Origin of the sequence: Sphingobium sp. SA2, from assembly GCF_032227065.1 — a bacterium.
Lineage (GTDB): Bacteria > Pseudomonadota > Alphaproteobacteria > Sphingomonadales > Sphingomonadaceae > Sphingobium.
Window position 1 is genome coordinate 978,993 of sequence record NZ_JAPMXX010000006.1, and the last position, 13,149, is coordinate 992,141.

Below are 13,149 nucleotides of genomic sequence, written 5' to 3' on the forward strand. Positions count from 1 at the left end.
CCATGGCGAACGTTGCTGACCTTAAGACCAAGACGGACGACGAACTGTCGACCGAACTCAACAACCTGAAGCGCGAGCAGTTCAATCTGCGTTTCCAGGCGGCCACCAACCAGCTGGAAAAGCCCAGCCGCGTCAAGGAAGTCCGCCGGTCGATCGCGCAGATCAAAACTTTGCAGACCGAGCGTAACAGCTCGGCTGCGACCGCGAAGTAAAGGAAACACACGATGCCCAAGCGCGTGCTGACGGGAACGGTGGTTTCCGACAAGACCGACAAGACGGTGGTGGTTCGTGTAGAGCGCAAGGTTAAGCATGCGCTCTACGGCAAGATCATCCGCCGTTCGAAGAAATATCACGCCCATGACGAGGGCAATGTCTACAAGGAAGGCGAGACGGTCCGCATTGAGGAAACCGCCCCGATTTCCAAGCTCAAGACCTGGAAGGTCATCGAGCGCGTGGACACCCACAAGTCGCCGGAGGTTGCCGCCTAAAGGCGGAAACCCGGACTTTTAGGGTAGGCTCACTGATTCTTTGGGTCTTATTGCGACGCGGGGCTGGCCTTTTCGATCAGAAGGGGTTACAGGCCCGCGCTTCGCGTAGGACCCGACAGAGTCTTGGCACGAAATTCGGAACCGCTGGGCCAGACCTTTCTGGAGCGTCCCGGTAGGCCAAATAAGAAGGAACCGGATCCATGATCCAGATGCAATCCAATCTTGACGTCGCTGACAACAGCGGCGCCAAGCGCGTCCAGTGCATCAAGGTGCTGGGCGGCTCGAAGCGTCGCTTCGCGAGCGTAGGCGACATCATCGTCGTCTCGATCAAGGAAGCAGCGCCTCGCGGCAAGGTGAAGAAGGGTGACGTGCATCGTGCCGTCATCGTGCGTACCGCCAAGGACGTGCGTCGCGCTGATGGCAGCGTGATTCGCTTCGACGGCAACGCCGCTGTGCTTATCAACAAGAACGAGGAGCCGATCGGCACCCGTATCTTTGGCCCGGTCGTTCGCGAACTGCGCGCCAAGAAGCACATGAAGATCATCTCGCTCGCTCCTGAGGTGCTGTAATGAGCGCTGCCAAGATCAAGAAGGGCGACAAGATCGTCGTCCTGGCTGGCAAGGACAAGGGCCGTACCGGCGCTGTCCTGCAAGTGATGCCCAAGGCCGACAAGGTTCTTGTTGAAGGCATCAACGTGCATGCGAAGCATCGCAAGCCCGACCAGTCGAACCCGCAGGGTGGCATCGAGCGCAAGCCCGCGCCGCTCCACATTTCGAACGTGGCGGTCGCCGACAAGGATGGCAAGCCGACCCGCGTTCGTTTCGAGGATCGCGACGGCAAGAAGGTCCGTGTCGCCGTCAAGTCCGGTGAGGTGCTGTAATGGCCGATAAGTACATCCCGCGCTCCAAAGCGCTGTATGACGCCGAGATCGCCAAGGCGATGACCGAGAAATTCGGTTACAAGAACGTCATGGAAGTCCCCAAGATCGACAAGATCACGCTCAACATGGGCGTGGGCGAAGCGACCCAGGACAAGAAGAAGGTCACGCAGGCCGCCGAGGAAATGGAACTGATCGCTGGCCAGAAGCCGGTTATCACCAAGGCGAAGAAGTCGATCGCGCAGTTCAAGCTGCGTGAAGGCATGCCCATCGGTGCCAAGGTCACGCTGCGCCGCGAGCGCATGTATGAATTCCTGGACCGCATGATCAACGTGGCCCTGCCCCGCGTCCGCGATTTTCGTGGTCTCAATCCGAAGAGCTTCGATGGCCGTGGCAATTATGCCTTCGGTATCAAGGAGCAGATCATCTTCCCAGAGATCAGCTATGACCGTGTCGACAAGGTGCGCGGCATGGACATCATTGTGACCACCACGGCGAAGACGGACGATGAAGCGCGCGAATTGCTGCGCCTCTTCGGCTTCCCCTTCCCGCTCGAAGAGAAGCAGGCGGCCTGAATAAGGTCCCGCTTCTCTCCCAACGCTAAAGCTAAGGAAGAGAACTTAAGTCATGGCGAAACTGAGTTCGATCAACAAGAATGAGCGTCGCAAGAAGCTGGTTAAGAAATATGCCGGCCGATATGCAAAGCTCAAGGCGATCGCGAATGACAACGCGGCCGATGACAGCGATCGTCTGATCGCTCGTCTGAAGATGGCGGAAATTCCTCGCAACGGCAACCCGACCCGCGTGCGTAACCGCTGCGAACTGACGGGGCGCCCGCGCGCTTATTACCGCAAATTCCGGCTCTGCCGTATTCAGCTGCGCGATCTGGCCAATAAGGGCCTGATCCCCGGCGTCACCAAGTCGAGCTGGTAAGGATATCATCTCATGGCATTGACCGATCCCCTGGGTGATATGCTCACCCGCATCCGCAACGGGCAGCAGGCGAAGAAGGACAGCGTTATGTCCCCAGCGTCCAAGCTGCGCGCCCGCGTCCTCGACGTGCTCCAGCGCGAAGGCTATATTCGCGGCTATTCCGAGGAAGATCTCGGCAAGCACCCTGGCCTGCGCATCGAGCTGAAATATTTCGAAGGGCAGCCTGCTATCAAGCATGTCGCCCGCGTGTCCAAGCCTGGCCGCCGCGTCTATTCGGGTTCGAAAGAACTGCCGGTTATCCGCAACGGTCTTGGTATCACGATCGTCTCGACGCCCAAGGGTGTTCTGTCCGACGCGGAAGCGCGCGATCAGAATGTCGGCGGCGAAGTGCTGGCGGAGGTGTTCTAATGAGCCGCATCGGTAAAAAGCCGGTCGCGATCCCCAATGGGGTGACGGCGACCATCGAGGGCGGGCAGCTCTCGGTCAAGGGGCCCAAGGGCACCCTGGCCATGCCGCTGCGCGACGAGATCAGCTACACGCTGGAAGGCGAAGGCATTCTCGTTCAGCCGGCCAACAAGACCAAGGCTGCACGGGCATTCTGGGGCATGCAGCGCACGCTGATCCAGAACCTGGTCACCGGCGTGACGGAAGGCTTCACCAAGAAGCTGCTCATCACCGGCGTTGGCTACCGCGCGAACTCACAGGGCAAGAACCTGAAGCTGCAGCTTGGCTACAGCCATGACGTCGATTTTGCGATCCCCGACGGGATCGAGATCAAGACCCCGGATAATACCACGGTCGAGATCAGCGGCATGGACAAGCAGCAGGTCGGCCAGGTTGCCGCCGAAATCCGTCGCTGGCGCAAGCCTGAGCCTTATAAGGGCAAGGGCATCAAATATGCCGGCGAGTTCATCTTCCGCAAGGAAGGGAAGAAGAAGTAAGATGGCAAAGCTTTCCCTCTTCGCGCGGCGTCGTCGCCGTGTTCGCACCGCTCTTAAGGCTGTTTCGGGCACCCGCCCGCGCCTGAGCATCCACCGTTCGGGTCGTCACATCTACGCCCAGATCATCGATGACGCTGCCGGCACGACCGTCGCTGCGGCATCGACCCTGGACAAGGACGTGCGCGGCAAGACCGGCGCTACCTCGCAAGCCGCTGCCGATGTCGGCAAGCGCGTCGCCGCTGCGGCGACCGCTGCCGGTGTCACCCGCGTCGTGTTCGACCGTGGTGGCTTCCTGTTCCATGGCCGCGTGAAAGCGCTGGCCGATGCCGCCCGTGAGGGCGGGCTGGAGTTCTGATCATGGCTGACGAAAACACCACCGGCGAAGGCAATCAGCCCGCAGCCGTCTTGGCTCCTGAAGCGACGCCTCAGGAAGTCACCGAAAATCGTGGTCCCGGCCGTGGTCGTGGCAATCGTGGCGGCGGCGACCGCAACCGTAGCGATCGCGGCGGTGGCCGTGGTCGTCGTGACGATCGTCGCGGCGGTAACCGTGATGAAGATCAGGGCGAAGAACTGATCGAGAAGCTGGTCCACATCAATCGCGTCAGCAAGACGGTCAAGGGCGGCAAGCGCTTCGGCTTTGCGGCGCTGGTTGTGGTCGGCGACGGCAAGGGCCGGGCCGGTTTCGGCCATGGCAAGGCGCGCGAAGTGCCTGAAGCCATCAGCAAAGCGACCGCTGCTGCCAAGAAGGCAATGGTTCGCGTTCCGCTGAAGGAAGGCCGCACGCTGCATCATGATGGCCTTGGCCATTTCGGTGCGGGCAAGGTGACGCTGCGTTCGGCGCCTGCCGGTACGGGTATCATCGCCGGTGGCCCGATGCGCGCCGTGTTCGAAAGCCTCGGCGTCGCAGACGTCGTGACCAAGTCGAACGGCACGTCGAACCCTTATAACATGATCCGGGCGACCTTCGCGGCGCTGGGCGAACAGACGAGCCCCAAGTCGGTGGCGCAGCGTCGCGGCAAGAAGGTCGCCGACCTTCTGCATCGCGGTGGAGCCTCGGTCGAGGTTGCGCAGGCTGACGCCGAAGCGATTGTGGAGTAAGCGACATGGCAACAATCAAGATCAAGCAGATCGGTTCGCCGATCCGTCGCCCCGCCGACCAGAAGAAGATTCTGATCGGTCTGGGCCTTGGCAAGATGCATCGCGTGGTGGAACTGGAAGACACGGCGGAAGTCCGCGGTGCCATCAAGAAGCTGCCCCATATGGTGCAAGTGGTCGAGGGCTAAGCCCTTCGATCCGATGAAATGATGCGGGAGAGGGGGAAACCCCTCTTTCGTTTTTTTGACGGTCGGGCTATCGGCCCGGCCTCTTCAGGTTCCCACTGGGGACAGCGCGAACAAAGCGAAAGCGAGTGCACGATATGAAACTCAATGACATCCGTGATAATGATGGCGCCCGCAAGGGCCGTATGCGCGTCGGACGCGGCATCGGGTCGGGCAAGGGAAAGACCGCTGGCCGTGGCCAGAAGGGCGCCAAGGCGCGTTCGGGCGTTGCCATCAACGGCTTCGAAGGCGGCCAGATGCCGCTCCACATGCGCATCCCTAAGCGCGGCTTCAACAACATCTTCGCCAGCGATTTCGCGATCGTGAACCTGGGCGCGGTGCAGAAGGCGATCGACGCTGGCAAGCTGGACGCCAACGCGACCATCGACCATGCCGCGCTCAAGGCCGCTGCGCTTGCCCGTGGTGGCAAGGATGGCGTCCGTCTGCTCGCCAAGGGCGAACTGACCGCCAAGGTCAGCTTCCTCGTCTCCGGCGCATCGAAGGGTGCGTTGGAAGCCGTTGAAAAGGCCGGTGGCAAGGTCGAAGTGATCGAAGTCGTCGCGGCCGCCGACAAGGCGAAGGCCAAGAAGGGCACGGCGCTGGCCGCTGCCAAGGCTGCCCGGAAGGCGTAAGCCGCAGTCTCAGACTTGCAAGCACGGCCCCGCTGCCCGATATGGGTTGGCGGGGTCATGCGTATCGGGGGACTGTCTTTGCCACTTGGTATGGCAACTCCCCGTTCGACACGTTGAACCCGTCCCGCTAAGGGATGAGCGATTCCGCACCGGGGCTTGATGCCTCGGCAAGAGTGATTTGAAGGGCAGCCACCATGGCATCGAGAGCCGACCAGCTCGCATCCAATCTGAGCCTCGCGAAATTCAGCAAGGCCACCGACCTCAAGAAGCGCTTGTGGTTTACGCTCGGCGCATTGATCGTGTTCCGATTCCTCAGCTTCGTGCCGATGCCCGGCATCGATCCGACGGCTTTGGCCGGCGCGGTGCAGAATACGCGCGGCGGCGTTCTCGACATCTTCAACACCTTTTCGGGCGGTGCGCTGGAGCGTGCGAGCCTGATTGCGCTCGGCATCATGCCCTACATCACGGCGTCGATCGTGGTGCAGCTCGCGTCCTCGCTCTCGCCGAAGCTGGCGGCGATCAAGAAGGAAGGCGAAAGCGGCCGCAAGCGGCTCAACCAATATACCCGCTACGGCACGGTGTTCCTGGCTGCGGTGCAGGGCTATTTCGCGGCGGTCGGCTATGAGACGCAGGGCGCGGCCGTGGTCGATCCCGGCATGGTGTTCCGCGTGTCGGCGGTCGTGTCGCTGATCGGCGGCACCATGTTCCTGATGTGGCTGGGCGAGCAGATCACCTCGCGCGGCATCGGCAACGGCGTGTCGCTCATCATCATGGCGGGCATCGTCGCCCAGTTGCCGGTGACGTTGAGCAACCTGTTCAAGTCCGGCAGCGAAGGCACGATTTCGGGCCTGCTCATCTTCCTCGTGATGGTCATGGCGATTGGCCTCATCCTGCTGATCTGCTTCATGGAGCGGGCGCAGCGCCGGGTGCTGATCCAATATCCCAAGCGCCAGACCCGTCAGGGACTGATGCAGGCGGACCGCAGCCATTTGCCGCTCAAGGTCAACACCGCAGGCGTTATTCCGCCGATCTTCGCCTCGTCGCTGCTGCTGATGCCGCTTACCATCTCGCAGTTTGCGGGCCAGACGGTCGCGGGCGAAAGCCGGTGGGGCGATTTCGTCCTGACGCTCAACCAATATCTGTCGCATGGCAGCCCGGTCTATATGGGGCTTTATGGCCTGGGCATCGTCTTCTTCTGCTTCTTCTACACCGCCGTGGTGTTCAACCCGGAAGAAACGGCCGACAATCTCAAGCGCAATGGCGGCTTCATTCCCGGCATCCGTCCGGGTAAGAATACCGAACATTATCTGGACTATGTGCTGACGCGCATCACCGTGATCGGTGCCGCTTATCTGGCGTTCATCTGTCTGGTGCCGGAATTTGCCATCGCCCGGGCGGGAATTCCCTTCTACCTTGGTGGGACTAGCTTGTTGATCGTGGTCAATGTTACGGTCGATACCGTGACCCAGATTCAGAGCCACCTGCTCGCCCATCAATATGGCGATCTGATCAAGAAGGCGAAGCTCAAGGGCCGCCTGCGCTAAACGCGGCCCGGACGCTGGGCGCACAATAGGGGAGAATGCGCGCGATGAACATCATTCTGCTTGGCCCTCCGGGGGCCGGCAAGGGGACGCAGGCCAGTCGCCTGGTCGAGGACCGCGGCATGGTGCAACTGTCCACCGGCGACATGCTGCGCGCGGCCGTCAAGGCGGGCACGCCCGTCGGGCTGCAGGCCAAGGCTTTGATGGAAGCGGGTGCGCTCGTGCCCGACGATGTCGTGTCCGGCATCATCGGCGAAGCACTGGATGCGCTTGCCGCTGATACCGGCGTCATTTTCGACGGCTATCCGCGCACCGAAGCGCAGGCCCATTCGCTCGACGTCCTGCTCGATGGACGCGGTCGCTCACTCGATCATGTAATCGAACTGGACGTCAATGAGGATGCGCTGGTCGAACGGATCACCGGTCGCTTCACCTGTGCCAATTGCGGCGCGGGCTATCATGATGTCTTCAAGCTGCCCAAGGTCGAGGGCGAATGCGACAAGTGCCAGAGCCACGAGTTCAAGCGCCGTCCCGACGACAATGAGGAAACGGTGCGCACGCGCATGGCCGAATATCGCGCGAAGACCGCACCCATCCTGCCCATCTATGAAGCGCGCGCGATCGTGTCGCGCGTCGACGGCATGGCCGACATGGATGACGTGACCAGCGCCATCGCGGCGATTCTGGACGGCGACGCCGCCTGATATAGCGCGCTACGGAAAAGAAGGACCGACAGGGGCGGGTATGGCGTTGGCCATGCCTGCCCCTTTTGGCGTCATGGTGTCGATGACGAGGGGGTGGTGTACCATCCACCCATGACCGTTAAGCATATTTGCCTTAACGCAATGCGATGTAGCAAAAGACCAGCAACAAAAATCGGGTTTTCGCAGACCAATTAACCACGATCTTGCCAGATTTATGTCGCCTATGTTGCTATAGCGGGCTGTGGCTGGATCATCCCCCAAACGCGCACGGTTAACGGAACTGGATGCGCTGCGTGGCATAGGCGCGTTGTGCGTGTTGATCTTCCATTATTCCACGCGCTTCCACGAACTCTTCCCCCAGGCGTCGCATGTGCCGTTCAGCTTCCCCGGCGGCAATTATCGGGTGCTGCTGTTCTTCACCATTTCGGGATTTTCGATCTTCTTCACGCTCGATCGGATCGGGTCGGTCGGCGACTTCGTGGTCAATCGCTTCGCCCGGCTCTATCCCGCCTATCTGGTGGCGATGCTGGTGACGCTGTCGATCGAATATCTCGCCCATGCGACGCAGCTTCTGATCGGACCCGGCGCGATCCTCGCCAATTTCACCATGTTGCAGGGTTTTGCCTTCCTGCCCGAAGTGGATGGCGCCTATTGGACGTTGACGGTGGAGATCGCCTTCTACGCCTGCATGATCGGCCTGTGGAAATTCGCGGGTTTGAAGCATCTGGAGCCGCTGCTCCTGCTATGGCTGGGCGTCCGCTGGCTCTACGCCTTATGGCCCGACATGCCGGAGCGGATCATAATGCTGCTGGTGCTGCGCTATCTGCCCTTCTTCGTCATCGGCATGCTGTCCTACCGCGTCTGGGCGGGACGGCGCAGTTGGCGACAGCAGGCACCCTATGCCGCGCTGGCGCTGGCGTCGGTCGCGACGATGGAGACATGGGACGTGACCATCGTCGCCTGCGTCCTGCTCGCGGCCTTTGCGGCGCTGATCGCGGGGCGGCTGCACATATTGCGCATCCGCCCGCTCATCTGGCTCGGCGGGATCAGCTATTCCTTCTACCTGATCCACCAGCATGTCGGTTTCGTCGTCATGCTGGAACTGGCCAAGGCAGGCTATAGCCCCTGGATCGGCTTCTTCGCCGCCTTCGCGGTCGCATTGACACTCGGCACGCTAATCAACCGCGTGGTGGAGCGACCAGCCGGAGAAGCGATATTGGCCTGGTGGAAGCGGCGGCGTGCGCTCCAGCCAGCCGCCGTGCAACCGGCATGAAAAAGGCGGCGCTGGCTCATCCAGCGCCGCCTTTTCGGCTAACCCGTTCGAGTTACTGCGCGACGGGCGCGGCGGCCGCGGCGTTTTCGGGCAGGCCGCCCATCTGCGTCACCATCTTGGTATAGGCGTCCAGATAGGCCAGCACGATGACCTGGCCGATGTCGGTATTTTGATAACCGCCACCGCCGACCGCGGCCAGGCCGCCCATCCAGCCGAGGCCACCACCGCCGCCGAAGCTGAGGTCCGATTTTCGGAAATAGCCCTCTGCCATCACTTCTTCTTCGGTCGTGCGCGCGTTGACGACGGAGAGCATCACATTGGCCTCGCTTTTCTTGACCGAAATGCCGCCCAGCAAGGCTCCGCCGATGCGGCCGCCCAGCATCCCGCCCAACATGCCGCCCAGCGCGTTGCCGCCGCTATTCTTGTTGGTGGTGACGATATCGGGCTGGATGAAATAATCCGCCGCCTTCACCTGACCCCGGCCGAGGTTCGACCCAGCCTGCAACTCGCCGGAATCCGCCATGGCGCGTTCCAGATTGCGGCTGGCCATCGACCGGCCGCGATTGACCAGGCCGAAACAGCCCGATTGCTGCACGAACAATTTGATGATCGCTTCGGGGCTGCCCAGGCTCAATTCCCGCCACCACTGATTGTCCGGCTCGACGATCGCCGCCGTGCCGATGCGCTTGGTGCAGCGGGGAATTTCCATCTGTTTCTTGGTTTGTGCCTGGCGGCCGGACGACCCCTTGTCCTTGGCCATGGCTTGCGGGACGACCAGGGCAAGGCAGGCCGTCGCCGCGGTCAGCATTTTCAATAGACGCATTATCAGAACCCCGTTTGTTGCTTGCTTTGAAACTGTGCAGGCGACCCTGATATTTTGCGACCAGCCTATCACAGCCGCCTTGGCCTTCCAAGCATGGGTACGCAGGCGTAACACTCTTTGTCATCCATCACGCCGCCCCTCGTGATCCTACTGACAGCGCGTGCAATCGCTGCTATCGGGCGGCGATGACCGAGCTTTCGCATATCCGTAACTTTTCCATCATCGCCCATATCGACCATGGCAAGTCGACCCTGGCCGACCGTCTCATCCAACGCACCGGCGGCCTGACCGACCGCGAGATGAGCGCGCAAGTCCTTGATAATATGGATATCGAAAAGGAGCGCGGTATCACGATCAAGGCGCAGACGGTGCGCCTGGATTATGTCGCCAAGGATGGCCAGACCTATGAGCTGAACCTGATGGACACGCCGGGGCATGTCGACTTCGCTTATGAAGTCTCGCGCTCGCTGGCCGCATGCGAAGGTGCGTTGCTGGTCGTGGACGCGGCGCAGGGCGTGGAAGCGCAGACGCTGGCGAATGTCTATCAGTCGATCGAGCATGATCATGAGATCGTGCCGGTCCTCAACAAGATCGACCTGCCCGCCGCCGAACCGGAAAAGGTGCGCAAGGAAATCGAGGACGTGATCGGCCTCGATGCGTCCGAAGCGGTGTTGGCGAGCGCCAAGTCGGGCATCGGCATCGACGAAATCCTCGAAGCCATCGTCAAGAAAATCCCCCCGCCCAAGGGCGACCGCAACGCCCCGCTCGAAGCGATGCTGGTCGATAGCTGGTACGACCCTTATCTCGGCGTCGTCATCCTCGTCCGCGTCGTCAATGGCGTGATCAAGAAGGGCCAGGCGATCAAATTCATGATCGGCGGCACCGAACATCTGATCGACCGGGTGGGCTGCATGCGCCCCAAGATCGAGCAACTGCCCGAACTGGCGGCGGGCGAGATCGGCTTCATCACCGCGCAGATCAAGGAAATCGCGCAGACCCGCGTCGGCGACACCATCACCACGGTCAAGAATGGCGCGACCAAGCCGCTGCCGGGCTTCAAGGAAGTCCAGCCAGTGGTATTCTGCGGCCTGTTCCCCGTCGATGCCAACGACTTCGACAAGCTGCGCGACTCGATCAGCAAGTTGCGCCTCAACGACGCCAGCTTCTCCTTCGAAATGGAAAGCAGCGCGGCGCTCGGCTTCGGCTTCCGCTGCGGCTTCCTGGGGCTGCTCCATCTGGAGATCATTCAGGAGCGGTTGACGCGCGAATATGATCTCGACCTCATCACCACCGCCCCGTCGGTGGTGTACAAGATCCAGCTGACCTATGGCGCGGGCGAGATCGAGCTGCACAATCCCGCCGACATGCCCGACCCGACCAAGATCGACGAGATCGAGGAGCCGTGGATCGAGGCGATCATCTATTGCCCCGACGAATATCTCGGCTCGATCCTGAAGCTGTGCCAGGACCGGCGTGGCATCCAGAAGAACCTGACCTATGTCGGCGGCCGCGCGCAGGTGACCTATGAACTGCCGCTCAACGAAGTGGTGTTCGACTTTTACGATCGCTTGAAATCGATCAGCCGTGGCTATGCCAGTTTCGACTATCACCAGATCGGCTATCGGACGGGTGATCTGGTCAAGATGAGCATCATGGTCAATGCCGAACCCGTCGATGCGCTATCCATGATCGTCCATCGCGGCACCGCCGAATCGCGCGGTCGCGGCATGTGCGAACGGCTCAAGGATTTGATCCCCCGCCATTTGTTCAAGATCCCGATCCAGGCAGCGATCGGCGGCAAGGTGATAGCGCGCGAGACGATCGCGGCGATGCGTAAGGACGTGACCGCCAAATGCTATGGCGGCGACATCAGCCGCAAGAAGAAGCTGCTCGACAAGCAGAAGGAAGGCAAGAAGCGGATGCGCGAATATGGCAGCGTCCAAATCCCGCAGGAAGCCTTCATCGCCGCACTGCGCATGGGGGATGAGAATTGAGCGGGTCCGACGAAGACTATGTGTTCGACGAAGCGTCGGGCGAGTGGGTGCCTGCGTCGCAATTGACCGAGGCAGGCGATGCCGCCGACACGGTCGAAGTCCGCGACGCGGTGGGGAATTTGCTGGCCGATGGCGATCAGGTGACGCTGATCAAGGATTTGGTGGTCAAGGGGGCCGGGCAGACGCTCAAGCGCGGCACGCTGATCAAATCGATCCGCCTGACCGGCGACGCGCAGGAAATCGATTGCCGCCATGACGGGATCAAGGGCCTGGTGCTGCGCGCGGAGTTCGTGAAGAAGCGATGAGCGGCGCGCCTGTCCGTCCCGCCTCGCTGGCGCAGATGGTGCCGATCGCAGGGCAGGTGGCACGGATCGAGCGGGCGGCGGCGTTCCTGGCCAATGGCATGTCGCTCGGCCGTTGCCCGGATGCGGCCGATGACCGACGCCGCGCCATGCCCGCCAAGATGATCGGCAATGGCCTGCGCGAACTCGACTTGTTTCTGACCGACCTGATCGCCGAAGCGCGACGGATCGACCGGCTGGGGGCGGGGGCAGGGGATGATCCCGGCGTGCGGCCGAGCAGTCGCCTTTCCAGCGCAGCCGAGGCGTGGCATCGGGCGGGGCCGCAATTGGGACTGAAGGACGAGGGGCGCATGGTGCTGCGCGGCCTGCGCGCGGCGCAAAATCGTCTATGTTTCGGCCGGTTGCGCCGGGCCGACAGCGAAGCGTCGATGCAGCGGGCCTGCGCCGACTATGCGCGGTTGGCGGGCGATGTGCTGGCGGCGGTGCAGGCGCGCCGCTCAGGCGACGGCGGCGTAGCGGTCGCGGCTGGGTAACGTCACGTTCGGTAGGCTTTTGAAGCCGGGCCGGGCCAGCAGATAGCCCTGAATATAGCGCACCCCCATCTTGCACAGGGCGTCATATTCGCCGACCGTCTCGATCCCTTCGGCAATGACGATGATGCCCAGCGATTGGGCGATGCGCAGCACGCCCTCCACGATCATCCGGCGCGGCAGGCTGGTGTCGAGACCCCGGATCAGATCCATGTCGAGCTTGATATAGTCGGTCTGGAATTTGGCCAGCAGCCCCAGGCCCGCATGGCCCGCCCCGAAATCGTCGATTGCGGTGCCGAACCCCATTTTGCGGTAGGAATCGATGATGGTCCCGACATGGTCGGAATCGACCATCTCCTCATTTTCGGTGAATTCGAAGATCAGGCGCTCGGTCGGAAAGCCGGTCTTCTGCGCGGTCTTCAGGGTCAACTGGATGCAGGCCACGGGCGAATAGACGGCATTGGGCAGGAAATTGATCGACAGCTTCGCGTCAGTATCAAGAATGCCTGCCGCGACAGCGCCCTCGATCGCCGCCACGCGACATTGCTGGTCGAACGCATAGCGATTCTCCGGCGTGACTTCCGCCATGACCTCGCCTGCGCCTTCGCCATTGGGGCCGCGCACCAGTGCTTCGAACGCGAAAGGCCGTCCCGTCTGGATGTCGACAATGGGTTGGAAGGCCATTGCGATGTCGAATTGATGGGCTTGCGACCGGCAGCCCTGGCATCCTGTCTGCACCAAACGTCCTCCTACAACTGAAGGCGTAACCCGGCAGATGCTAACAGCCTGTAA

The 13,149-nt window shown here is 61.6% G+C and carries 20 protein-coding genes; 18 read left to right on the forward strand and 2 right to left on the reverse strand.

The annotated features are described in order from the left end of the window. The first annotated feature begins 2 nt into the window (after positions 1 to 2). From rpmC to OVY48_RS12480, 15 genes are all read left to right on the forward strand, one after another. The gene (gene rpmC, locus OVY48_RS12410; protein WP_037472392.1) at positions 3 to 212 is read left to right on the forward strand and encodes a 50S ribosomal protein L29; all 210 of its coding nucleotides are present in this window, start codon (positions 3 to 5) and stop codon (positions 210 to 212) included. 12 nt (positions 213 to 224) lie between these two features. Then, positions 225 to 488 (forward strand): 30S ribosomal protein S17, encoded by a 264-nt coding sequence (gene rpsQ / locus OVY48_RS12415; RefSeq protein WP_037472391.1) that lies wholly within the window; start codon positions 225 to 227, stop codon positions 486 to 488. A 200-nt stretch (positions 489 to 688) separates the two neighbouring features. Then, positions 689 to 1,057, forward strand: a complete 369-nt coding sequence (gene rplN, locus OVY48_RS12420; protein WP_007686569.1) for a 50S ribosomal protein L14 — start codon at positions 689 to 691, stop codon at positions 1,055 to 1,057. Then, complete coding sequence (gene rplX / locus OVY48_RS12425) at positions 1,057 to 1,368, forward strand: 50S ribosomal protein L24 (RefSeq protein WP_069065534.1); 312 nt, start codon at positions 1,057 to 1,059, stop codon at positions 1,366 to 1,368. The genes rplN and rplX overlap by 1 nt, the downstream gene beginning before the upstream one ends. After that, positions 1,368 to 1,940, forward strand: a complete 573-nt coding sequence (gene rplE, locus OVY48_RS12430; RefSeq protein WP_037472389.1) for a 50S ribosomal protein L5 — start codon at positions 1,368 to 1,370, stop codon at positions 1,938 to 1,940. The genes rplX and rplE overlap by 1 nt, the downstream gene beginning before the upstream one ends. 52 nt (positions 1,941 to 1,992) lie before the next feature. After that, positions 1,993 to 2,298 carry a 30S ribosomal protein S14 gene (gene rpsN / locus OVY48_RS12435; RefSeq protein ID WP_037472388.1) on the forward strand — a complete coding sequence of 102 codons (306 nt, stop codon included), beginning with the start codon at positions 1,993 to 1,995 and terminating at the stop codon, positions 2,296 to 2,298. Between the two features lie 12 nt (positions 2,299 to 2,310). Further along, entirely contained in the window at positions 2,311 to 2,706 is a 396-nt protein-coding gene (rpsH, locus tag OVY48_RS12440; protein ID WP_037472387.1) for a 30S ribosomal protein S8, read from the forward strand. Then, entirely contained in the window at positions 2,706 to 3,239 is a 534-nt protein-coding gene (rplF, locus tag OVY48_RS12445; RefSeq protein WP_037472386.1) for a 50S ribosomal protein L6, read from the forward strand. The genes rpsH and rplF overlap by 1 nt, the downstream gene beginning before the upstream one ends. Before the next feature lies 1 nt (position 3,240). After that, positions 3,241 to 3,594: a 50S ribosomal protein L18 gene (rplR, locus tag OVY48_RS12450; RefSeq protein WP_037472385.1), complete on the forward strand. Its 354-nt coding sequence runs from the start codon at positions 3,241 to 3,243 to the stop codon at positions 3,592 to 3,594. Positions 3,595 to 3,596: 2 nt separating this feature from the next. Continuing rightward, positions 3,597 to 4,337 (forward strand): 30S ribosomal protein S5, encoded by a 741-nt coding sequence (gene rpsE, locus OVY48_RS12455; RefSeq protein WP_069065533.1) that lies wholly within the window; start codon positions 3,597 to 3,599, stop codon positions 4,335 to 4,337. A 5-nt stretch (positions 4,338 to 4,342) separates the two neighbouring features. Further along, a complete protein-coding gene (rpmD, locus tag OVY48_RS12460) occupies positions 4,343 to 4,522 on the forward strand; it encodes a 50S ribosomal protein L30 (RefSeq protein WP_037472383.1) in 180 nt (59 codons plus the stop codon). A gap of 134 nt (positions 4,523 to 4,656) precedes the next feature. Then, the gene (rplO, locus tag OVY48_RS12465; RefSeq protein WP_037472382.1) at positions 4,657 to 5,190 is read left to right on the forward strand and encodes a 50S ribosomal protein L15; all 534 of its coding nucleotides are present in this window, start codon (positions 4,657 to 4,659) and stop codon (positions 5,188 to 5,190) included. A 194-nt stretch (positions 5,191 to 5,384) separates the two neighbouring features. Continuing rightward, positions 5,385 to 6,734 (forward strand): preprotein translocase subunit SecY, encoded by a 1,350-nt coding sequence (gene secY / locus OVY48_RS12470; protein ID WP_037472381.1) that lies wholly within the window; start codon positions 5,385 to 5,387, stop codon positions 6,732 to 6,734. A gap of 44 nt (positions 6,735 to 6,778) precedes the next feature. Beyond that, positions 6,779 to 7,435 carry an adenylate kinase gene (locus OVY48_RS12475; RefSeq protein ID WP_037472553.1) on the forward strand — a complete coding sequence of 219 codons (657 nt, stop codon included), beginning with the start codon at positions 6,779 to 6,781 and terminating at the stop codon, positions 7,433 to 7,435. 280 nt (positions 7,436 to 7,715) lie between these two features. Beyond that, complete coding sequence (locus tag OVY48_RS12480) at positions 7,716 to 8,708, forward strand: acyltransferase family protein (protein WP_409593677.1); 993 nt, start codon at positions 7,716 to 7,718, stop codon at positions 8,706 to 8,708. Positions 8,709 to 8,760: 52 nt separating this feature from the next. On the opposite strand, the gene OVY48_RS12485 is transcribed toward OVY48_RS12480, so the two are convergent. Next, positions 8,761 to 9,531, reverse strand: a complete 771-nt coding sequence (locus OVY48_RS12485) for a CsgG/HfaB family protein (RefSeq protein ID WP_069065532.1) — start codon at positions 9,529 to 9,531, stop codon at positions 8,761 to 8,763. Positions 9,532 to 9,716: 185 nt separating this feature from the next. Between OVY48_RS12485 and lepA the strand changes: the two genes are divergently transcribed. From lepA to OVY48_RS12500, 3 genes are read left to right on the forward strand one after another with little or no spacing between them, the layout of a single operon-like run. Beyond that, entirely contained in the window at positions 9,717 to 11,525 is a 1,809-nt protein-coding gene (gene lepA, locus OVY48_RS12490) for a translation elongation factor 4 (RefSeq protein WP_069065531.1), read from the forward strand. Beyond that, positions 11,522 to 11,830, forward strand: a complete 309-nt coding sequence (locus OVY48_RS12495) for an alkylphosphonate utilization protein (RefSeq protein ID WP_313923069.1) — start codon at positions 11,522 to 11,524, stop codon at positions 11,828 to 11,830. Before lepA ends, OVY48_RS12495 begins: the two co-directional genes overlap by 4 nt. Next, positions 11,827 to 12,360, forward strand: coding sequence for a hypothetical protein (locus OVY48_RS12500; RefSeq protein WP_255245630.1), 534 nt, complete (start codon positions 11,827 to 11,829; stop codon positions 12,358 to 12,360). Before OVY48_RS12495 ends, OVY48_RS12500 begins: the two co-directional genes overlap by 4 nt. Here the strand turns inward: OVY48_RS12500 and OVY48_RS12505 are convergent. Further along, positions 12,325 to 13,095 carry an EAL domain-containing protein gene (locus OVY48_RS12505; protein WP_313923070.1) on the reverse strand — a complete coding sequence of 257 codons (771 nt, stop codon included), beginning with the start codon at positions 13,093 to 13,095 and terminating at the stop codon, positions 12,325 to 12,327. The two genes, OVY48_RS12500 and OVY48_RS12505, sit on opposite strands and share 36 nt — an antisense overlap. Positions 13,096 to 13,149 lie beyond the last annotated feature (54 nt).